Source organism: Microseira wollei NIES-4236 (assembly GCF_020521235.1).
GTDB classification, from domain to species: domain Bacteria; phylum Cyanobacteriota; class Cyanobacteriia; order Cyanobacteriales; family Aerosakkonemataceae; genus Microseira; species Microseira wollei.
The window spans coordinates 1-22,867 of record NZ_BLAY01000114.1 but is presented as its reverse complement, the minus strand read 5'-3'; the positions used below and the strand labels follow the sequence as shown (position 1 = coordinate 22,867).

The window sequence follows — 22,867 nt, the reverse complement described above, 5'->3', positions numbered from 1 at the left end:
CATGAGCCATGAGCCATGAGCCATTAGCCATGAGCCATGAGCCATGAGCCATGAGCCATTAGCCATGAGCCATTAGCCATGAGCCATGAGCCATTAGCCATTAGCCATTAGCCCCCTCATTGACTCTGGTGAGGTTTGTTCATATATCGAATGACTAAGTAGCTGATGGAAAGAGCGAGAATGGCAATGGCAAGACCGATCAGATCCATTGCCGTTTTCTTTTCTAAATCTAAGATAATGATTTTCCGAGCGACGGCAATTAAAGATGTGACGATCACTAACTCGACTTGAACAACATGTTTTTTAAGATATGCGGTGATATTTTCTAATAGTTCAAGTGCAATCAGAACATTCAAAAATAACCCAAATAGTTTAAACAAGGTATCTTTAAAGAACCCTTCTGATGGCATGAACAGCTCTTGAAATAAAACAAAACCCAGGTCATAAACTGAAACTAAAATCACTACCACCATCGCCAGGGATAAAACTTTGGAAATGATAACGACTATGGTTTCCAGGTTATGCAGGAAAGGTTCGTCTTCAGTAGACGAGGCGATTTGCTTCGAGAGTTTTTTCCACTGGGACATAATGATTATGAGTGCTGATAGCGACAGCGTTATCAGGTTAAGCTGAGAGCGACAGCGTTGCTTGCCGGTTGCCTCTGGTCTGTTCAAATACAGAACTTAGAGGATACTAGCATTCAGCGGAGTGCAATAACATAGGACTGACGCCAAGAAACCGGGTTTCTAGCAAGAAACCCGGTTTCTTGGATCGTCGTGGGTAAGTCCTGATAACATAGGTTGCGGCTGTGAGTTAGTGGCAATGGGTACTAATTGTACGGCGCAGGCTTTTAATTCGGGTTGCAGGGAATCAGGACAAGCTTCTGGGTGCGTCAGGGCGTTGGCTTCGGCGTTGTCTGCCCATAGTGCGCCCCAGTGCATGGGGGCGAAGACAGTACCGGGAGTAATCGCTTTGGTTACTTTAGCGGGAAAGCGGGCGCTACCGCGACGGCTCTTGACTTCGACCAAATCTCCCTCTTGGATACCCAATTTCCCGGCGTCGCGGGGATGAATTTCCAGAAACGGATTGGGGTGCATTTGTTGAATTTTGTCGATGCGTCCGGTGCGGGTGAGGGTGTGCCAGTGTCCGTAAACCCTGCCGACGGTTAAAACAAAAGGATATTGCGGATCGGGGGGTTCTGCCAGTCCCCGCGAGTGATAGGCACCAAAACGGGCACGTCCGTCGGGGGTGTGGAAGCGCAGATCGGTGTAAAGTCGCTTCGAGGAAGGAGCGGGCGCGTCTTGCCCACCTGCGCCTCTGCCCACCTGCTCCGGGGCGGGACAAGGCCATTGTATCGGGCCTTCTGCTTGCAGGCGTTGGTGACTGATGCCGCTTTGGTCGCAGGGGCGTCCTTTGGTTAATCCGACGAATTCGGCGTAAACTTCGGCGGAGTTGGCGAAGTTAAATTGTTCGACAAAACCTAAGCGGCGTCCGACTTCGGCGAAGATTTCCCAGTCTGGTCTTGCAAGTCCTGGGCGATCGCGAAATCCTGGACAAAGGGTGATGGTGCGTTCGCTATTGGTCATGGCGCCGGTTTTTTCGCTCCACTGCGCTGCTGGTAGCACCACGTGGGCGTAATGGGCGGTTTCGGTGGGGTAGTATGCGTCTTGGTAGACGGTGAAGGGCGATCGCCACAAGGCTTTCTTTGTCCGTTCCAAATCCGGCATACTTACGGCAGGATTAGTAGCAGCTATCCACAAAAAGCCTACCTCGCCCCTTTCCAAACCCTCAATCATTTCCCACACCGTCAAACCCCGTTCCGGGGAAATTCTACCCGCAGGCAGATGCCAAAACTGCTCAACTTCGGCGCGGTGTTGGGGATTTTTCACGACGCGATAACCGGGCAAAAGATGGGACAACCCGCCTGCTTCCCGTCCTCCCATTGCATTCGGTTGTCCGGTGAGGGAAAATGGCCCTGCGCCTGGTTTGCCAATTTGACCTGTCATCAGGTGCAAATTAATCAACGTTCTAGCTTTAGCCGTACCTTCGCTAGATTGATTAATTCCCATCGACCACAAGGAGAGAACGCGCTGGGATTCGCCCCAATATTTAGCGGCGGTTTCTAATTCATCAACGCCGATCCCGCAGCGTCGCGCCACCATTTCTGGGTGGTAGTCTTTAATGATTTCTGCATACGCTGGAAATCCGCTGGTACATTCATCTATAAACTCGAAATTAATATAATCCCAACGCATTAGCAGATGGGCGATGCCATTCATTAAATCGATATCGGTTCCCGGATTAATTGCCAGGTGCAAATCTGCTGCTTCAGCCGTGGTTGTGTGGCGCGGATCGACGACAATTAGCTTGACATTTTTGTTCTTTTTGTGGTTTTTCCGCAGGCGGTTAAACACAATGGGGTGACATTCTGCGGTATTAGTGCCAATTAAAAAGGCACAGTCGGTTAAATCTAAATCTTCGTAACAGCAAGGTGGCCCATCGGCACCAAAACTTTGAATATAAGCTGCTACCGCACTCGACATGCACAGGCGCGAGTTGGCATCGAAATTATTAGTCCCCAAACACCCTTTTAGGAGTTTTTGGGCGATATAGTAATCTTCAGTTTGGAACTGACCGGAACCATACATGCAAATTGATTCTGGTCCAGAAGTAAAGCGCAGGGTTTGGATGCGGTTAACAATGGCATCTAAAGCTTCATCCCAGGTGACGCGGCGTAATGGTTGATCGAGGGATTCGCGCATCATGGGATACATTAGTCGATCTTTGGTTAAAGACTCGGCAATTGTGGCACCCTTAACGCATACCATACCCTGACTAGAGGGGTGAGAGCGATCGCCCTGCACTTTCCAAACAGGTCTTCCTTGACTGTCTCGATGGGTTGGTTTTCCTATTTGTGCCGGAGGCGACACTTCTAAACCACAGCCAACACCACAGTATGGACAAAGTGTTTTTGTTGAGTTAGTCATGGTCATTGCACCGTAATTGGTAATTGGTAATTGGTAATTGGTAATTGGTAATTGGTAATTGGTAATTGCAGATGTTAGCTTTTCATTTAATCTAAAATCCAAAATCACACATTACCCATTACCCATTACCCATTACCCATTACCTATTCTTTTTCTCTGTCGTAAGCTAGTCTGGGGTAGGAAGGCAGTTCAGGGGTTTCTTCTGCGGGTTCTTCTTCATAGTGTGCGGCAAAGGAACCTTTGGGTTCTTTGAGGAAGAAGGCGCACATTGCGGCGCAGATAAATGCTGCTATTCCCATTACTTCAAACAGAGTTTTAGCATCTGTCAAGCTAAAAATAGTGAGGAAAATCACGCCGCCAAAGTTACCGTATGCCCCCACATTTCCAGATACTTGTCCGGTAATTTCTTTTTTGATTAGGGGGACGATGCCGTAGGTAGCACCGCACCCGGCTTGAGCAAAGTAAGCTGAGAACATTGTCACGGCAATTGCTAGGGGAATCGGCCAACTTGCACCAATCCCGTAGGCTAATAGATAACCAATTCCAACACCGACTGTGATAAAGGTCATCGTCCACTTACGGCTGCCTAATTTATCGGAAATTAAACCACCAGAAGGACGAGAAACCAAGTTCAAAAATGGATAGGTGGCTGCAATCATCCCTGCCATTGCGTGTTCGAGGGCGAAGGTTTTTTCAAAGAATGCGGGTAGCATCGAAACCGCAGCCAATTCAGACCCAAATGTCACGACGTAGCAAAATTCTAACAGAGCAACTTGACGAAATTCGTAGCGTTCGGATGGGGCGTAAGTTTTACGACCATCTAGTAGGTCTTGGTTGACGTGAGTTGCTTTAATTGTTTGATAGACAAACAGCGATCCCAAGAGTAACCATACGATTAGCATTCCGTCGATAGAAAGGAAGTGAATTGCTGGTTGTGCTAAGCGCCAAGCTAGCAATCCGAGGGCGAAAATTAACCCAAAATTAGAGAGAATCATCGCATAAAAACTGCGGACGCTGGTAACTTCCATTGCCCCGCTTTTCTTGGCTTTTCTGTAAGTTGCACCGGGGGGCGTATCTTGGATGTTTTTGTTATTGTAGTAAATCCAACCGTAAAGTGAAGCGATAATGCCGGTAAGTGCGATCGCTAGTCGCCAGTTGGTCCCACCACCGGACATAAATGCGGTAGATACTGCCAATATCGGTAGGGCAAATTCCGCGCCAAATGCACCAAAATTGCCCCACCCGCCGTAAATTCCTTCAGCAATTCCAATGTCTTTCGGCGGGAACCATTCGGACACCATGCGAATGCCGACAACAAATCCAGCACCGACAATTCCCATTAACAACCGACTTAAAACCAATTGGTTAAAATCTTGGGATAGTGCCGTTGCTAAACAAGGAACGATCGCAAACATTAATAAGGTAGAAAATGTTACCTTTGGCCCCAATTTATCCAGCAACATGCCGATAATAATCCGTGCTGGAATCGTCAGTGCCAGGTTACAGATACCCAGGGTTTTAATTTGTTCCGGCGCTAAGTGTAACTCTTTACCAATCGTTGTCGCAAAGGGAGCAAAGTTAAACCAACAAACAAAGGTGAGGAAGAAGGCAAACCAGGTCATGTGCAAGATGCGATACCGCCCCTGAAACGACCACATTTCTTTAAGCATTACAAACCTTCCTGAAATTACGATTTGATTTTAGATTGCAGATTGCAGATTGCAGGCTTAATCATTTCTAAAATCTGCAATCTAAAATCTTAACGCTGCAATCTCTTATGCGTCGATCGCGACTCGTCCGACTGCCTGCCCGATGCAGGTTAAGATGAACCCATCAGCGCGATCTTTATCATCAAGCGCCGCAGGTTCTCCGTCATACTTCACCTCTCCTTGCACCAACTTTTGCTTGCAAGTGCCGCAACTTCCGCCACGACAACTGCTGGGAAGTTCAATTCCTGCTTGTTCTGCTGCTTCTAAAATCGATTGCCCTTCTGCAAGTGCAATTTCTTTGCCAGATTTAGCAAAATAAACCTTGTTCTTAGTTACAACTTCAGAACTGCGAACATCTGCATGTCCGTTTGTAGAGAGAGGAGAAGACTGTTGCGATTTACCGTTGCTGGAATTCACATCATCAGTAAAAATCAATCCGGCGGCGCTATTTTTACTTTCTACGTCCGGATTCAGTTTTGCGTCAAAGTGTTCGACGAGCAAATTCCGCAAAATCGGTTTTAAATCATCGCAAGGAATACCTTTCATGACGCAGCTACCCAAATGAGCATCTTTACCCACTTTGCCGCCCATATAAATATCAACCCCTTCAACTGCTTTGCCATTTTTACGCGCTTTGGTTCCCATTAAACCAATGTCGGCAACTTGCGGTTGACCGCAGGAATTGGGGCATCCAGTCCAGTGAATTCGCACGGGTTTTGTTAAGGTTACTTCCCGATCCAATTCCTTAATCAATGCTACAGCCCGATTCTTTGTTTCAATCAAGGCAAAGTTGCAGAATTGTGCCCCCGTGCAAGAAACTAGCGCCCGCGTTAAAGGTTGGGGTGAGATGGAGAATTTTTCTAGCAGCGGTTCTTTCAAAAAGGCGTCGAGGCGCGCATCTGGAATGTTAGGAACGATCGCATTTTGCTCGACGGTTAAGCGAATTTCCCCATTGCCGTAAACATCTGCTATCCGCGCCAGTTCAAACAGATCTTCGGCATACAACCGACCGACGGGAATGTTCAATCCGGCATAATTTAATCCCGGTTGCTTTTGTTTATAAACGCCAATGTGGTCGCGTTTTTCCCATTCTATTTCATCTTTTTCTGCTTCCAGTTGCAAGGGGCGTCCGAATTCTTTTTCCACTGCGGCGCGGAACTTATTTAAACCCCATTCATCAATTAGCCACATCAAGCGAGATTTTTGCCGATTCACGCGCAGTCCGTTGTCGCGATAAATTACTAAAATTGCCCGACATAAATCTACAACTTCGTCGGGACTTACCCAAACATGTAACGGAATGGCAGCATCGCAGCGTCTGGCGGAGAAGAATCCACCCACCAGAACGTTAAACCCAAAAACGCCATTCTTGAACCCAGGAATAAAGGCGATATCGTTAATTTCAGCGTGGATGGAGTTATCGCGACATCCGCCAATCGCTATATTAAATTTACGCGGCAAGTTGGTAAACTCTGGATTACCTTCACCGTTGTTGGTAATCATGTCTTGCACTTGATTGCACAACTCCCGCGTGTCGTACAATTCATCCCCATCAATTCCCGCTACCGGAGAACCCGTGATGTTGCGGACGTTATCCATCCCCGACTGAATGCTGGTGAGTCCAACCGATTTTAATTTGCGGAAAATATCAGGTACATCTTCAATCCGGATCCCCCGCAATTGAATATTTTGTCTCGTTGTAATATCCCCAGTGCCATCATCGCCGTAACGCTGTATTATCTCAGCCAGCACTCGAATTTGTTCGCTGTTGGTGATGCCATTTGGTATCCGCAACCGCATCATAAATTTACCGGGTGTGACGGGTCGGAAAAATATCCCCAACCACTTTAACCGATAGTCCCGGTCCGCTTCATCCATTGCTTCCCAGCCAATTCTGGCAAAGTGTTCTAACTCTGCCTTGACCATCAAACCATCTTTTTCTGATTTGATTTTTTCAAATTTATTCTGAGTTTGAGTCGCTGTCGGTATGGCTGTGCTAGTCATGAATTACCCTGCCTGTGCTTTTTTCTAAATTAATCTTTTTTTGCACCTAAATCAAATTGTTTAGGCATAAAATTAAACGCTTTTATCAACAACCTTGGGCGACTATTTGGTTGTATGATTCCATATTTTTCTACTTGACTAAATCGAGTATATTTGAGTGTATGCCCTTCATTTTATCTTTGGCGAACTAGCTTTTTTGTTGATTTAACCTTTGCTAGTGTCACTTTGATAAAGTTTGAAGTTTGGCAAGGGTGAGTTAAGGCATAACTCGATTCCCCCCCAACTATTTGCGGTCAACCCGCCCCGATTAGATATGCCTAAAGATGCCAACGGGTGTGGTATCTATTGCATATTAGTAGGCTATTAGTATCAAACGGTTAAATTAGTATCGCAAGTTACAAAATATTTGTAAAGATGTATGAAGTGCATTTTTACAATGCGCTTTTTACATTAAGGGCGGAGGCAGTGGAATCAGGCTGATTCCCGATTTCAGAGTAGGGGCAGGGCAATCAAAGCATTCAATATGGCAACCGCCAAGGCAGTTAGGACGTTATTTATGAGAGAAACCCTTGATACAACACGCTTCTTCCCCTAGTCCCATGGGGGTGCGGTCAAAAGTAGTTGGTTGAGATTGACGCTAAGGAGGTGGGGACGCTAAGGACGCGGGGAAATTTTTTTGATATCACCAACGGGTTTTGACGACACCCGTCCCATGCCCCATGCCCCTAGTCTCTAGCTATACAACCCACATTCTTTCTCTCAACTGTAAAAAACCCATAGACATCGGCTGGATTCTGTGATTCAGAACACCAGCGTCATCCCCCGATCCAGCGCCTGCGGCACCAGATCCAAATCAATCAGGTAATCCCCAAAGCGCTTGATTTGACTGGTCATATAAGGAGAACAGTCTTTACTCAAAGCGATGGCGCCACTAATACCCGTACAGAAAGTCGAAGGTTTCATTTACTTGGTTTAGCAGACCGGACATACCTGGTTATTCATAATTAATTAATCCTGCTTCGCCCTATCAGGTCGCGAAGTTCATTTTCTTTTGTCCAAAGTCCAATATGAAAAGAAGAAAATTTCTACATTTGACAGTTGGCGGTGCCGTGGGGAGTATAGTAATAAACAACCAGACTCCTGATACATCAGCCTTGGTCAAGGTTCAGACCCATCCAACCCGACCCGTTGAGGCCAAGTTTATCTGGTACGATAATCAAGGCTTGGGACGGAATTTGTACGGTCTTTTCCGTAAATCATTTCAGATTCAAGGAAACATTAAATCCGCCCTTTTCAGCTTATTTGCCGATACATCTTACCAGCTTTTTGTGAACGGTGAATTTGTTGAATTTGGGCCTGTCCGCTTCGATCCGAGATTTCCTCTCTACGATACGCATGACATTACTAGGTATCTCAGACCAGGGAAAAACGTAATTGCCGTCCAAGTCAATTACTTTGGTCACAAAACCTTTAAATCGATTCCGGCTCGAGCGGGATGGATTAGCTGGGGTACTGTCGAATTAGATAGCGGTAAAATTATATCACTTCACACAGAGGGAGAGTCATGGCGCACCAAACCAGATGGAGCGCATTGGCGTTATGCTTCCAAAACCAGTTTCGCCTTAAACACTGCCGACTTGTTCGATCAGAGTCGCGAGGAACTTAACTGGAAAGACATCGATTTTCAAGATAACCAGTGGTCTAAAGCCGTGGAAATAGCGAAGCAGGAGACTTGGGGAGCGCTAGCACCAAGGTCTATTCCCTATATGTCGGGAAAAATCATTTCTATTCCGGCGCTTGCTAATCCGCTGCCTTTGAAAAAATTTGAATACTGGTATTCTTTTTCCGTACCAATACCTCACTTTCATGAGGAAAACAAAGCAGAATTTAGCAATTTTATTGCCTTTACCACTTGGATTTACTCTCCTATAGATCAGGTCATCACTGCTGGAGTTTTCTGGGGCGAGAGCTGGCTCAACGGGAAGGAAATTCCACGGGGTGTTGAGTCTGTAAATCAGAGTATGCGTATTAATCAGCGCTGGGAACTCAGGCAAGGATGGAACCACCTATTTGGCAAGGTTGGTGCTTATTATGATATTCTGCATCAGTATTTTGCCATACCTCAAAATAAGGGTATCATCTTTTCTGCTGATAAAAACCCCAACTCAGTCTATACGTTTAAACATTCCCCTGTTCTGAAGGCGGCGGCATTTGAAAAACATCTAAAAGATAAACCTCTACCCTATTCCTCTGAGGAAACACTCGATGAAATCGGCGGATGGGTCTTGGTAACAAAAGATGAGAAAGCTCACAGCCCCTGCCGCGAAACGAGCTGGGATAATTATGGTGAGCCATTTGAGACTCTCAAACCAGAGACCTTGCAAGGCCATGTTTTTCGGTTAAGGGATTATCCTCATGGCTTTTCGCTGCTGATGGATATGGGTCATATGCATTTAGGTTTTCCCCGCATCCAACTCGAAGGTGTCCGTGGAGCAATTATCGACCTGACATACAGCGAACATCTCAATCCAGACAAGGTACATCTTCGCCACACGCATTTTTATTCCAGTGGTGACCGAGTGCTGTGTAGCAGAGATACGGTGGATTGGTTCCCCAGTCATCCACGCGGTATGCGGTATTTCAAACTTACACTCCGCAATACAACAGCAGATGTCACCCTCAAGTCCGTCTCCCTACGTTTAGCGAACTATCCTGTGGAATCAAAAGGCTGGTTTCGCTGTTCCGACCCACTTCTCAATCAAATCTGGCTGATGGGACAACGTACACAGGCAGCCAATATGGAGGATGCGTTTGTTGACACTCCAGGGAGGGAACGGGGTATGTACGGGCGAGACACCATCATCCAGTATTATGTCAACCTAGCTACGTTCGGCGACCAGGCGCTAATGCAGCGCTGCCTAGAACTCTACGGTCAGTCCCCCGATGCAACGGGTAAATTCCGTGCTGTGTATCCGAATACGGGAGACTATACCATTGCTGATTTTGCCTTAAACATGGTGGAAGGTTACTGCGCTTATTACCAGCATACCAATGATACCCATCGCATCCAAACCGACTGGGAAGCGATGATGAAAAACCTTCAGTGGTTTCACAATCTCGCCGATGAACGCAACGATTTGCTGCTGGATGTTCAATGGCATATCCGTCAAAATATCGACCCTAACTACGGCTTCTTTGGCGATCCAGACATTGTCAAAAATTATATGGACAATACAGGCATTCACTGCGTATTTAGCTGTACCTATCTGATTGCCCTACAGAATGCCGTGGTACTCGCCCAAGCGATTGGGAAAACACAAGACGCACAAGCGCTACAAAAACGAGTCAACATCCTGACTCGCACGATTCCCGAGAGTTTCTGGAATTCACAGAAGGGTTGTTTCAGCGACAATCTAAAACGCACCACCCATTCAGCACATGCCAGTCTGTTTGCAGTCCGGGCTGGTGTTGTCAATGCCACACAGCTAGAATCGATTCGCAAACATGTTGCCCACGAACTCCGCTCCCTGTTCGTCAACGGCTTCGATCCTTCAGACGGAGTCTTTGTATCACCGAGTTTCGCTTTTTATATGCTCGATGGTCTTTATCAAGCAGGGTTAGCGGCAACAGCCGAAAATCTAATGCGGCAGGGTTGGGGTTGGGCACTAGCTCAAGGACTGAAGACCTGCCCAGAATATTTCTCTGTTGCACTCAGTCAATCCCACGCCTGGTCAGCCAGCCCGACTTATTATCTGTCAAAGTATGTTTTGGGCGTACATTTCCCCAAAGCGCCCAATTTGGATGTCGTAGAAATCCGGGTGCAAACTGACAGCATCACACAGGCTGAAGGTGCTTTCCCGCATCCAAAGGGTTTGATAGAAGTCAAATGGCATACCGAAAACGGCAAGCGAGTTTTTGACACAGTCAAAGCACCTCAAGGCGTTCAGATTCTCTTGCGCCAATCCTAAATCCGCCATTGCCCGTTAGCTACTGCCCGTTTGGCTCGCGCTTTAGGCCATCCTCTTGAGGGTTTTGTTTGTGCAGCCGCCGATTTGAGTCTGGTGACTGACGCCACCGTCGCGGCTGCCCCTATCCAAAGTCAAAAAATTTGCCCGCTCTGGAAGCTGGAAGAAGAACGTCGCGCCGCGATCGCGAGCAGCTTGCGCCCAAATCTTGCCACCGTGGCGTTGAATAATTCGTTGTACGGTTACCAGTCCAATCCCCGTTCCTTCAAACTCTCCCTGCTCGTGCAGGCGGTGGAAGGCGGTGAATAATTTATCCGCTGCGGTCATGTCAAAGCCAACACCGTTGTCGCGCACGTAGTAAGTCCTGAGTTGGGCATTGGCAATCTGGTTCTCTACTGTGCTCCTCTTCTTCCTTGCTCCTGTGCTCTCCTGTTCTAAAACACCAAATTCAATGCAGGCATGGGGTTGCTTGCCGGTATATTTCCAGGCATTGCCCAGCAGGTTTTCCAGCACGATTTGCAGCAGTCGCGGATCTCCTTGTACAGTCATTCCAGAAGCTAGAACAAACTCAACCTCCCGCTGGGGTTCGCTTTGATGCAGTTTTGCCGCAATGTTTTGCCCCATCAGACTCAAATCTACTGTCTCGCACCGGAGCTGACGGCTTTTCCCCAATGATAAATTCAGTAAATCGTCAATTAGTTGCCCCATGCGCTTGCTGGCGACGTTGATTTCCTGTATGTATTGTTTCTCTGTCTTCTCCAGCCTTTCAGTGCGGTACATCAACAGTAAATCGCTAAAGCCTTTAATAGTCGTCAGCGGGTTACGCAAATCGTGGCAAACAGCGGCATTGAAAGCTTCTAGCTCTTTGTTGGCGATTTGGCATTGCTGATTCAACCGCGAAATCTCTTCTAGCTGCTGTTGCATTTGTTTGTTCGCGGCTGCGAGTTGTTCTGCTTGTTGTTTCAGTTCTACAAATACTTTAACTTTAGAGAGCAATATTTCCGGCACAATTGGCTTGACCAGGTAGTCTACCGCGCCAAGAGAATAACCTTTAAATATAAACTCGGTCGTTTTACCAATCCCTGTGACAAAAATAATCGGCGTCTGGCGCGAATTCTCCCGCATCCTAATTAATTCTGCTGTCTCAAACCCATCCATACCTGGCATCTGGACATCGAGCAAAATCACGGCAAAATCATCGGCGAGCAGACGTTTTAAGGCTGACTCGCCAGAATTGGCTCTGACCACATTCTGTCCCAAGCTCTCCAGTACTGCCTCCAAAGCCAGCAAATTTTTTGAGTTATCGTCCACTAGGAGGATGTTAACTTTTTTTTCGTATACCATAATGGTTTAGAGCGAACCAACCATCAAATGCTAAGTCAAGAATGTGAATAATTTGTGAAGAAATCCCATCGCGGCGGGCACAACTGCAATAAAAAATTAGAGACGCGATGTATCGCGCCTCTAGGTGGTTATGATTTAATGGGAAAAAAGCATCAGCAATACGTCACGTTGCGCCATGAGGGCAAGGAAAAATAACTGTCATCGTACTCGCTGCCGCATGTCGGGGGATTTTGATCGGAAATTGTTTTCAAGTGGATGGCGATCGCTAGCAATAGGTGCTTCAAATCGGTGGGTTTTGTCAGATAATCATCAGCTCCTAGTCCTATAGCACGGCAATGTGCGTCAGCATCTACCTCAGCGGTGAGAAAGATAAACGGTATATTGGCTGTAGCCATATCGTCGCGTAATGCCTTGAGTACTTCATACCCATTGAGTTCAGGCATATGAATATCACAAACGATCAAGTCTGGCTTGATTTTTCTTGCTAACTCTAAGCCAACCCTACCATTTTCAGCGAGCGTCACTTGAAAATTCTCTGATCTCAGAAACAATGAAATCATTATTCGCTGATCTGCGTCATCTTCAATTACCAAAATCTTTTTCATACATTTCTCGTTATGTTTAATTTTCAACAAAAAAGCACAAATCATTCCCTCGATTCGGTAGGGTATTAGCGAGCCAAAATGACAATCCCTATTCTTGGTAAGCTCTACACCAAAATCAAGGTGTTGTTACCAAGTAATTAAATCGAGCCAACTGATTCTCAATTTAATCTAAACTTGTGAATATTTTGTGAATAGCTAAACTGACCAAGTAAAAAATTAATCGGTCAATTTTATAAGTATTTTTACTCAGAAAATCCAGTCAGATCGTGTCCGGTAGCAACGGTTGTGTAACTGCTAATAGCTAATAGCTAATCGCTAATCGCTGCTCTTGGAGGCAATTGACAATTAGCAATTAGCAATTAGCAATTAGCAATTAGCCATATGAGATTTTGTTTGGTTGATCTGTAGGGATGGGTTTTCGCAATAACCGCTATTTCATCCGTTCCAGTTGAGAATCTTGCAGATTTTAGCGACTATATATTCTGGGGTGAAGGGTTTAGTAACCACCCCATTAACGCCCAAATCGAGCAATTGCTTTTGTTCGCTAAAGCCTGCTTTTGCTGTGACTAAAATAGTCGGTATGTGTTTAATGGCACTATTTGCCTGTAAGTGGCGAAATGTGGTAGGGCCATCCATCTCGGGCATCATTACATCTAGCAGAATAGCATCGGGTTGCTGTGCTGCGGCGATCGCTAACCCTTCCTTACCCGATGCAGCGGTAAAAACTTCCCACCCCGCCGCTGCTTCCAGGCAGATTTGCAGGATTTCCCGCACACCAGCTTCGTCGTCAATGATTAAAATTCGTTTGGTCATAAATTTCTCTTGTGGCGCAAGCAAATAATTTTTCATGTTTTCATTGGGGCAGAGTGAAGTAAAAATTGCTACCCTCCCCTACCCGGCTTTCCACCCAGATTTCGCCGCCGTGTTGCTGCACAATGCTGCGACAAATGGCTAATCCCAGACCCGTCCCCCCTTGTTTGCGGGAATCAGAGGCATCAACCTGGTGAAACCGCTCGAATATAGTATCAATTTTTTCAGCCGGAATCCCCCGCCCCTGGTCTTTCACTTGAAACAATACAGTACTCTTTTCTCCTCTGCTCACCTGCTCACCTGCTCCCACAGGCGAGACGCCTGTGCTACGCTGCTCCAGATCCCCTCGCTGTTCAACTGTTAACCAGACGGTTGCACCTTGGGGGGAAAACTTTATAGCATTGCTGAGGAGATTTGTCAATACTTGGAGAATGCGATCGCTATCAACATTTAATCGAATCGATTGAGGAGAAACGGATAGAGTTACTTTGGAACGGTTTGCCATTTCCTGCATTGAATCTATAGCTTTTACCATTAGATCGGCAGCATTGCAGGGTTGTTTGGATAAACCCATTTTACCTGATTGCAGGCGTTCTAAATCGAGGATGTCGTTAACGATTCTGACTAAGCGATCGCTATTTTCCTCGGCAATTGCGATGACGCGGCGACCTTTTTCTGAGTTAGCATCTACCAAACCACTAGATAGTAGGTTTAAAGCACCGTGAATTGCGGTGAGGGGGGTGCGGAGTTCGTGACTGACAACGGCGATAAACTCGTTTTTAATTTGTTCTATTGCTTGACGTTCGGTGATGTCTTTAAAAGTAATAACTGCACCGACAATCTCGCCTTGTTCTTGAATCGGCGTGCTGACGTACTCCACAGGAAAGCTAGAACCATTCTTCCGCCAAAAAACCTCGTTAGTTATGTGATGAATTGTGCCATCTTTTAATGACTTATAAACCGGACATTCTTCTAGTGGATAATCGGTTCCATCTGCTTTTGAATGGTGCAACAAGCTGTGCATTGGTTCACCGATCAGTTCTGACTGTTCGTATCCCAGCATTTTGGCTGCAACTGGATTAATAAAAGTTGTTTCTCCTTCCCGATTTACCCCGTAAATTCCTTCACCTGCCGATTGTAAAATTAGTGATTTTTGATGATTTAGCATTGCGATTTCCTCTTCGGCTCGCTTTTGTTCGGTAATGTCGCGAATTATTCCTAATAATCCAATGGTGTTGCCATCAGCATCTTTAACAAGAGTGTTAATTGTATCGCCGATAAATTTTTCACCATTTTTTCTAAAATATACCATTTCATAACTCCTTAAATTGTCTATATTATTCAGAACAGTGGTCAGCGAAATCTTATTTTTTTTCCAGATCATTTGGTATTCTTGATTAATTGCTTCTTGGCTTTCGTAACCGAATAAATTTGTAAATGCTGGATTGCACATCATTATTTTTAAATTCAAATCCGCCAAAATTACGGCGTCAGGAATCGATTCAAATATAGCTTCAAACTCGCCTTGCTTTATTTCCAATAATTTAGTAGTTCTCCGATGCTTTTTGATTTCGTTTTGCAATTCTAAATTTGTTGACTCAACCAGTTCTTTTTGCTGTTTAATTTGGGCATTCTTCTTAAATATATTGATAAAAACTGAAACCTTAGATTTGAGTATTTCTGGTGTCAACGGCTTAATCATATAATCTACCGCTCCCACCGCATAACCTTTAAACATAAACTGTTCGTTTTTGTGAAATGCTGTGAGGAAAATAATCGGAGTTTGTTGATTTTTCGGGCGCAATCTAATTAATTCTGCCGTTTCAAATCCGTCCATTCCCGGCATTTGAACGTCGAGCATAATTACAGCGAAATCTTTATCGAGAAGGCATTTCAATGCTTCTTCACCTGATGTAGCTTTTACTAAATTTTGCCCCAAACTCTCCAGTATTGCTTCCAGTGCCAGTAAATTTTCTGGATGGTCGTCAACGAGGAGAATATTGACTTTTTGGTCATTGGTCATTGGTAATTGGTTATTGGTTATTGGTAATTGGTAATTGGTAGTTGGTAAGAACTCGTTCCCAGGTTCAACCTGGGAACGAAATCTGGGAGGTTCTACCTCGCTTGGTGCAAGATCTAAATACAAGAAAATCACTGATACAACCATACGCGCAAGAGAGATAGTAACTGCTGCATGTTCACGGGCTTGGTAATATAGTCGGATGCACCAGCTTCGATGCATTTTTCCCGATCGCCTTGCATGGCTTTAGCCGTGAGGGCGACGATTGGCAGAGAATGGAATTGACTCATCTGGCGAATGGTACGCATAGTTTCGTATCCGTCCATTTCCGGCATCATCACATCCATCAGGACAATATCGATGTCGGGGGTGTTTTGCAACATGAAAATGCCATTTGAGCCATTATCAGCGTACAGGACTTGGATGCGATAGTACTCCAACATACTGGTGAGGGCAAAAACATTCCGCACGTCGTCATCGACGATCAGAACTTTTTTGCCTGCCAGTTCGGGTATGCTTTGATGGTAGCGTTCCAGTATCTGCTGTTTCGCTGCATCGAGATTGGCTTTTGACCGATGCAGGAATAAACTGGTTTGATCGAGAAGGCGCGCGATCGCTTGCTCATCTTTGATAATAATGCTAGCGATCGCTTGTTTGAGTGCGGTTGTTTCTTGCTGGGTTAACTCCTTATCTGTGTAAACAATCATCGGTAAAAACATCAATCCTTGCGTTTGATGACTCCTGACTCGCTGCTGAATCTGTTTGATTAATTCCAATCCGTTAATGTCTGGCAAAATCAAATCCAGCACGATGCAATCAAATCGCTGTTGTCCTAGCGCCTCTAGCGCTGCTACTCCTTTTCCGACAGCAGTTATAGAAACGTCATCGCCGGAAAGTAACTCAACTATAGCGTCGCGTTCGGTTTGATCTGCTTGCACTACTAGCAAGTTTTTCACCTGGCGTTCGGCAAAAGCTTTCAAGTTAACCAATGCTTGAGATAATGCAGCTGTAGTCACAGGTTTTTGCAGATAGGAAACTGCCCCTTGTTTGAGACCGCGTTGGTGTTCTGATTCAATCACCGTGAGAATATAAACGGGGATGTGTCGCGTTTTCGCGTCGTGTTTTAAACAATCGAGAACTGTCCACCCATTCATCACCGGCAATTGGATATCTAAGAAGATAGCATCCGGTTGAAATTGCGCTGCTAAAGCTAATCCAGTTTCCCCTTGCAAAGCAATGATGCCTTTAAAGTCTTTTTCCCGCGCCATCTGCAACAGAACGTGAGCAAAGTTAAAGTCATCCTCTATTATTAGCACCACCCGATCTCCGGTTTTAATTTGTCCCCGGTCATCGCTTAATGGTTGATAATTTGACTCAGGAATATTCTGGGAAGAGGACGCGGGGACGCGGGGAGGGGGGGACGCGGAGGAAGAGGAGGCGGGGACGGGGGTAGGTGTTGATGGGGAGAGAGGTAGAGGAATTTTCTCTGAGTGGCGATCGCTCTCTTTTTGTACCTGCTGCTTTGCATTCGCATTTGGCACTGGTAAGCGCAGAAGGGTTGGTAAATTTTCTTCTGAAATCCCTGACTGAGTTTCCCCTATTTTGGCAACTCCATTTTTCAATTGTGGCAGGTAGAGTGTAAACGTACTGCCTTTACCCAAAGTGCTAACTAAGGTAATTTCCCCGCCCAAAAGTTGGGCAATTTCTCTGCTAATTGACAATCCCAATCCCGTACCGCCATATTTGCGACTGGTGGTGCCATCTGCTTGCTGAAATGCTTCAAAAATGATTTTATGCTTTTCGGGAGGAATGCCAATCCCCGTATCGCTAACCGAGAAAGCTATCACCATATCAGCGCGATTCAAGCTATTTAGTTCGGGATTCCACCCAGAAGTAGCGGGTTCAATCCGCAAGCGGATCTCTCCTCGTTCGGTAAATTTAAACGCATTAGAAAGCAGATTTTTCAACACTTGTTGCAAGCGTTTGGTGTCGGTATAAATGGCGCGGGTCAAAGATGGAGCCAATTCTACTTTAAAATTCAGCTTTTTATCTTGGGCGACAGAACAAAAGGTGCGTTCTAGATATTCTTTCAGTTCGCTAAACAGCATTTGGTCGATTTCAATCGCAATCGTTCCCGATTCGATTTTTGCCAGATCCAAAATGTCGTTAATCAGCGCCAAAAGGTCGTTACCTGCTGAATAAATTGTTTGGGTGTATTCGACTTGCTTGCTAGTCAGGTTGCCTTCATTATTTTGCGACAGCAGTCCAGCTAAAAGCAGCAGACTGTTGAGGGGTGTCCGCAATTCGTGGGACATGTTGGCGAGGAACTGGGATTTATATTTAGAAGTCAATGCCAATTGTTCGGCTTTTTCTTCCAAAGACATCCTTGCCTGGTCAATTTCGCTGTTTTTCAGTTCTACTTCTTCGTTTTGCAGCGATAATAACCTGGCTTTCTCTTTTAGTTCTTCGTTTGTCTGTTGCAGTTGCTCTTGTTGCTTCTTCAGCAGTTCTTCCGATGTTTGCAGAGATTTTGCTTGTTGTTCTAATCTCTGGTTCGTTTCGCGCAATTCGTTTTGCTGAGTTTGCAACTCTTCTGCCAAAGATTGGGATTGCTTGAGCAATTCTTCCGTCCGCATCGAAGCGGCAATCGTGTTCAAAACGATGGCGATGCTTTCGGTGAGTTGCTCAAAGAAGGTGAGGTGAATCTCGTTAAAGCGGCGGAAAGATGCTAATTCAATCACCGCCGTAACTTGTCCTTCAAACAAAACGGGTAATTCCACCACATTCAGCGGCGGTGCTTCCCCCAGACCGGAATTAATCTTTATATAATCGCTTGGCACTTCTGTAATCAGAATCCGCTGTTTTTCGATCGCAGCTTGTCCCACCAATCCTTCACCCAAGTGGAACCGATTCGAGATATGCTTGCGTTCGCGGTAGGCGTAGGTGCTGATTAATTTCAGATACGATTGATGGTCGCCTGTTTCCATTAAATAGAATACGCCGTGCGATGCGCCCACCAGCGGTGCTAATTCGGAGAGAATCAGTTTGGAAACTGTTTCTAAGTCGCGCTGTCCCTGCAACATGCGGGTAAATTTGGCGAGGTTGGTTTTTAACCAATCTTGTTCGGTGTTCTTCTGGGTTGTTTCGCGCAGATTGGCGATCATTTGGTTGATATTATCTTTGAGGATGGCGACTTCGCCTTGCGCTTCGACTGAAATCGAACGGGTGAGATCGCCTTTGGTAACTGCGGTAGCGACTTCTGCGATCGCGCGTACCTGTGTAGTCAAGTTCGCCGCCAATTCGTTCACGTTATCTGTCAGCGCGCGCCAAGTTCCCGCCGCGCCTGGTACTTTCGCTTGTCCGCCTAATTTCCCTTCAATTCCTACTTCCCGCGCCACAGTAGTAACCTGATCCGCAAACGTTGCCAACGTGTCGATCATCTCGTTAATCGTATCTGCCAAAGTTTCAATTTCGCCTTTGGCGTCTAACATCAATTTGCGCTTCAAATCCCCATTCGCCACTGCGGTCACTATTTTGGCAATCCCTCGCACTTGTGCAGTCAAGTTGCTTGCCATCGAATTGACGTTATCGGTCAAATCTTTCCAAGTTCCGGCAACTCCCATTACCTGCGCTTGTCCGCCTAATTTCCCTTCCGTACCCACTTCCCGCGCTACCCGGGTTACTTCCGAAGCAAAGGAAGAAAGCTGATCCACCATGACGTTGATCGTATTCTTCAGATCCAGAATTTCTCCCTTCACATCCACGGTGATTTTCTTAGAAAGATCGCCATTTGCCACCGCCTTCGTCACTTCGGCGATATTCCGTACTTGGGCAGTCAAATTCCCCGCCATTAAATTAACGTTATCCGTCAAATCTTTCCAAGTTCCCGCCACGCCTCGCACGTAAGCTTGTACGCCCAATTTACCTTCCGTACCCACCTCGCGCGCGACTCTTGTTACTTCCGAAGCAAAGGAATTTAACTGATCCACCATCGTGTTGACGGTGTTCTTCAGTTCGAGAATTTCCCCTTTGACATCAACGGTAACTTTCTTAGAAAGGTCGCCATTTGCTACCGCCGTTGTTACTTCGGCGATGTTGCGTACTTGGGCAGTTAAACTCGATGCCATTGAGTTTACCGAGTCGGTCAAGTCTTTCCAAGTACCTGCGACTCCTTTGACTTCTGCTTGCACGCCGAGTTTGCCTTCTGTTCCCACTTCCCGCGCGACTCTTGTTACTTCAGAAGCAAAGGAATTCAGCTGATCCACCATCACGTTAACGGTGTTTTTCAGTTCTAAAATTTCCCCTTTAACATCAACGGTAATTTTCTTAGAAAGATCGCCATTTGCTACCGCCGTCGTTACTGCGGCGATGTTCCGTACTTGGGCAGTTAAACTGCCTGCCATAAAGTTAACGCTGTCGGTGAGATCTTTCCAAGTTCCCGCAACTCCTCGCACATCTGCTTGCACGCCGAGTTTGCCTTCACTTCCCACTTCCCGCGCCACCCTCGTTACTTCCGAAGCAAATGAAGAAAGCTGATCCACCATGATATTGATGGTGTTTTTCAGTTCGAGAATTTCCCCTTTGACATCCACGGTAATTTTCTTAGAAAGGTCGCCATTTGCTACCGCCGTTGTTACTTCGGCAATGTTCCGTACTTGGGCAGTTAAATTCCCCGCCATCGAGTTTACCGAGTCGGTGAGGTCCTTCCAAGTTCCCGCCACACCTCGCACTTCTGCTTGCACGCCGAGTTTGCCTTCTGTTCCCACCTCGCGCGCGACTCTTGTTACTTCAGAAGCAAAGGAATTCAGCTGATCCACCATGACGTTGACGGTGTTTTTCAGTTCTAAAATTTCCCCTTTCACATCAACGGTAATTTTCTTAGAAAGGTCGCCATTTGCTACCGCAGTTGTTACTTCCGCAATGTTCCGCACTTGGGAAGTTAAACTACCTGCCATAAAGTTAACGCTGTCGGTGAGATCTTTCCAAGTTCCCGCTACCCCTCGCACATCTGCTTGTCCGCCTAATTTGCCTTCGCTGCCAACTTCCCGCGCCACCCGCGTCACTTCCGAGGCAAAGGAAGATAGCTGATCCACCATGATATTGATGGTGTTCTTCAGTTCTAAAATTTCCCCTTTAACTTGCACCGTGATTTTTTTGGAAAGATCGCCGTTGGCGATCGCCGTCGCAACTTCGGCAATATTCCGCACCTGCCCTGTCAAATTCCCCGCCATCGAGTTGACGTTATCCGTCAAGTCTTTCCAAGTTCCCGCAACTCCCTTAACTTCCGCTTGCACCCCCAACTTGCCTTCGCTTCCCACTTCCCGCGCCACCCGCGTTACTTCAGAAGCAAAGGAAGAAAGCTGATCCACCATGATATTGATGGTGTTCTTCAGTTCTAAAATTTCCCCTCTCACATCAACGGTAATTTTCTTCGAGAGATCGCCGTTAGCGATCGCCGTCGCAACTTCGGCAATATTCCGCACTTGTGCAGTTAGATTCCCCGCCATCGAGTTTACCGAGTCGGTAAGGTCTTTCCAAGTCCCGGCAACGCCTCGCACTTCTGCCTGCACCCCCAACTTGCCTTCCGAACCTACTTCCCGCGCTACTCTTGTTACTTCCGAAGCAAAAGAAGAAAGCTGATCCACCATGATATTGATGGTGTTCTTCAGTTCTAAAATTTCCCCTCTCACATCAACGGTAATTTTCTTAGATAAGTCGCCATTTGCTACCGCCGTCGTCACTTCGGCAATGTTCCGCACTTGTGCAGTTAGATTCCCCGCCATCGAGTTTACCGAGTCGGTGAGATCTTTCCAAGTCCCTGCAACGCCTCGAACTTCTGCTTGCACCCCCAACTTACCTTCAGATCCGACTTCCCGCGCCACCCGCGTTACTTCCGATGCAAACGAATTAAGTTGATCCACCATCACGTTAACGGTGTCTTTCAACTCTAAAATTTCCCCTTTAACATCGACGGTAATTTTCTTGGATAAGTCGCCGTTTGCGACTGCTTTCGTTACTTCGGCAATATTCCGCACCTGGGCAGTTAGATTCCCTGCCATCAAATTGACATTATCCGTCAAATCTTTCCAAGTACCTGCAACACCTTTGACTTCTGCTTGCCCCCCCAACTTGCCTTCCGTGCCGACTTCCCGCGCCACCCGGATGACTTCCGAAGCGAACGAGTTCAACTGCGCCACCATCGTGTTGACAATTTGCCCGGTTTGGAGAAATTCTCCCTTGAGTAGACTACCGTCAATTTCTAATGCGATCGTTTGGGAAAGATCGCCGTTAGCAACTGCCCGAATTACCCGCGATGTTTCCGCCATCGGTTGCACTAAATCTGTAATTAGGGTATTGACAGATTCAATGCAATCTGTCCAAGAACCTCCCGCGCTTCCGAGTGAGGCACGCTGAGTAATTTTGCCTTCTTTCCCCACCACCGTGCTGATGCGCTCGAACTCCTGCACCATTCTTTGATTTAGCTCGATAATATCGTTGAGCGCGTCGGCGACTTTTCCAGCTAAACCCGTCTGGTCGATGGGCATCCGCACGGAAAAATCCCCTTTTTTGACGGCGGTAAGGATTTTTAGCAGTTGTCTGACATCCAGATTGTCTGTATCGGTTAGTTGTGCGGAGGGCATAGTCTTGGGGAATCGGCGTTGCTGGTGGTGCGATAACGGAAGAATACACCTAGCGAAAGCACTAGGTGTTTGAGTTAAAAAAGTCTTAATTTTGTTTCAGTTTGTCATCGGTATGACAAGCTTTATCGTGCTAGAAGGCTGAGTTTGAAAAGGTTTTGTCTCAAGTTGCCGCAGCAACCAAGCGTGAGCGATTAATCAGCTTCTCTAATTTATCCCTCTGAGAAAGTATTGCTTCTCTAGCAGATAAATTGGGCATTTCTTGCCGACAGTGGTTGCAATACCAGTAAATTTGTTGGGGACGTGCGTGGCGCAGCATTGGGTAGGAGCAACAAGGACAAGGTGTCATAAAATTAATTAATTCGTTACTTATTGTTAAACTTCAGACTCAGTTATGACTGAGCTTGTTCTGTAATTCAAGCTATACCTGTGTTGTGAAGATTCTGTGAATTAGGCTGAGTGTTTACAAAACTACATTGTGAACGGGTAATCGGCATTTACTTGGGGAAACAGAAACCCCGTCCGACAATTGAGGCGGGGTAGTCGTAGGGGCACGGCATCTGACCATCTTTCGACTGGCGACAAAACTCTGATGCCGTGCCCCTACCCCGATTGATCTGGCGGCAAATCGATCTCAGTCGTCGTAGGGGCACGGCATCTGACCATCTTTCGACTGGCGACAAAACTCTGATGCCGTGCCCCTACCCCGATTGATCTGGCGGCAAATCGATCTCAGTCGTCGTAGGGGCACGGCATCTGACCATCTTTCGACTGGCGACAAAACT

13 protein-coding genes are annotated in these 22,867 nt (G+C 46.4%); 1 reads left to right on the top strand and 12 read right to left on the bottom strand.

Translation table 11 applies throughout. The features are described from left to right. Nucleotides 1–116 precede the first annotated feature (116 nt). From MiSe_RS30950 to MiSe_RS30930, 5 genes are all read right to left on the bottom strand, one after another. Complete coding sequence (locus MiSe_RS30950) at nt 117–587, bottom strand: phosphate-starvation-inducible PsiE family protein (protein WP_226587461.1); 471 nt, start codon at nt 585–587, stop codon at nt 117–119. Nucleotides 588–746: 159 nt separating this feature from the next. Beyond that, nucleotides 747–2,987 carry a molybdopterin oxidoreductase family protein gene (locus tag MiSe_RS30945; RefSeq protein WP_226587448.1) on the bottom strand — a complete coding sequence of 747 codons (2,241 nt, stop codon included), beginning with the start codon at nt 2,985–2,987 and terminating at the stop codon, nt 747–749. Between the two features lie 143 nt (nt 2,988–3,130). Next, nucleotides 3,131–4,657, bottom strand: a complete 1,527-nt coding sequence (locus MiSe_RS30940; RefSeq protein WP_226587447.1) for a NarK family nitrate/nitrite MFS transporter — start codon at nt 4,655–4,657, stop codon at nt 3,131–3,133. Between the two features lie 105 nt (nt 4,658–4,762). Beyond that, the gene (locus MiSe_RS30935) at nt 4,763–6,700 is read right to left on the bottom strand and encodes a ferredoxin--nitrite reductase (protein ID WP_226587446.1); all 1,938 of its coding nucleotides are present in this window, start codon (nt 6,698–6,700) and stop codon (nt 4,763–4,765) included. An 801-nt stretch (nt 6,701–7,501) separates the two neighbouring features. Further along, on the bottom strand, nt 7,502–7,663 hold the full coding sequence (locus MiSe_RS30930; RefSeq protein WP_226587445.1) for a hypothetical protein: 162 nt from the start codon (nt 7,661–7,663) through the stop codon (nt 7,502–7,504). Nucleotides 7,664–7,767: 104 nt separating this feature from the next. On the opposite strand from MiSe_RS30930, the gene MiSe_RS30925 reads away from it, so the two are divergent. After that, a complete protein-coding gene (locus MiSe_RS30925) occupies nt 7,768–10,668 on the top strand; it encodes a family 78 glycoside hydrolase catalytic domain (RefSeq protein WP_226587444.1) in 2,901 nt (966 codons plus the stop codon). A 42-nt stretch (nt 10,669–10,710) separates the two neighbouring features. Here MiSe_RS30925 and MiSe_RS30920 read toward each other — a convergent pair whose 3' ends face one another. The 7 genes from MiSe_RS30920 to MiSe_RS30890 all read right to left on the bottom strand — a co-directional run bounded on the left by MiSe_RS30920 (nt 10,711) and on the right by MiSe_RS30890 (nt 22,735). Next, nucleotides 10,711–12,009, bottom strand: coding sequence for a sensor histidine kinase (locus MiSe_RS30920; RefSeq protein ID WP_226587443.1), 1,299 nt, complete (start codon nt 12,007–12,009; stop codon nt 10,711–10,713). A gap of 152 nt (nt 12,010–12,161) precedes the next feature. Next, on the bottom strand, nt 12,162–12,614 hold the full coding sequence (locus MiSe_RS30915) for a response regulator (protein ID WP_226587442.1): 453 nt from the start codon (nt 12,612–12,614) through the stop codon (nt 12,162–12,164). 435 nt (nt 12,615–13,049) lie between these two features. Continuing rightward, nucleotides 13,050–13,427 carry a response regulator gene (locus MiSe_RS30910; protein ID WP_226587441.1) on the bottom strand — a complete coding sequence of 126 codons (378 nt, stop codon included), beginning with the start codon at nt 13,425–13,427 and terminating at the stop codon, nt 13,050–13,052. 40 nt (nt 13,428–13,467) lie between these two features. Beyond that, nucleotides 13,468–15,447, bottom strand: a complete 1,980-nt coding sequence (locus MiSe_RS30905; protein ID WP_226587440.1) for a hybrid sensor histidine kinase/response regulator — start codon at nt 15,445–15,447, stop codon at nt 13,468–13,470. Nucleotides 15,448–15,575: 128 nt separating this feature from the next. Then, nucleotides 15,576–22,085: a HAMP domain-containing protein gene (locus MiSe_RS30900; protein ID WP_226587439.1), complete on the bottom strand. Its 6,510-nt coding sequence runs from the start codon at nt 22,083–22,085 to the stop codon at nt 15,576–15,578. Nucleotides 22,086–22,245: 160 nt separating this feature from the next. Beyond that, nucleotides 22,246–22,431, bottom strand: a complete 186-nt coding sequence (locus MiSe_RS30895) for a hypothetical protein (protein ID WP_226587438.1) — start codon at nt 22,429–22,431, stop codon at nt 22,246–22,248. A gap of 148 nt (nt 22,432–22,579) precedes the next feature. After that, the gene (locus MiSe_RS30890) at nt 22,580–22,735 is read right to left on the bottom strand and encodes a hypothetical protein (protein ID WP_226587437.1); all 156 of its coding nucleotides are present in this window, start codon (nt 22,733–22,735) and stop codon (nt 22,580–22,582) included. Nucleotides 22,736–22,867: the final 132 nt, after the last annotated feature.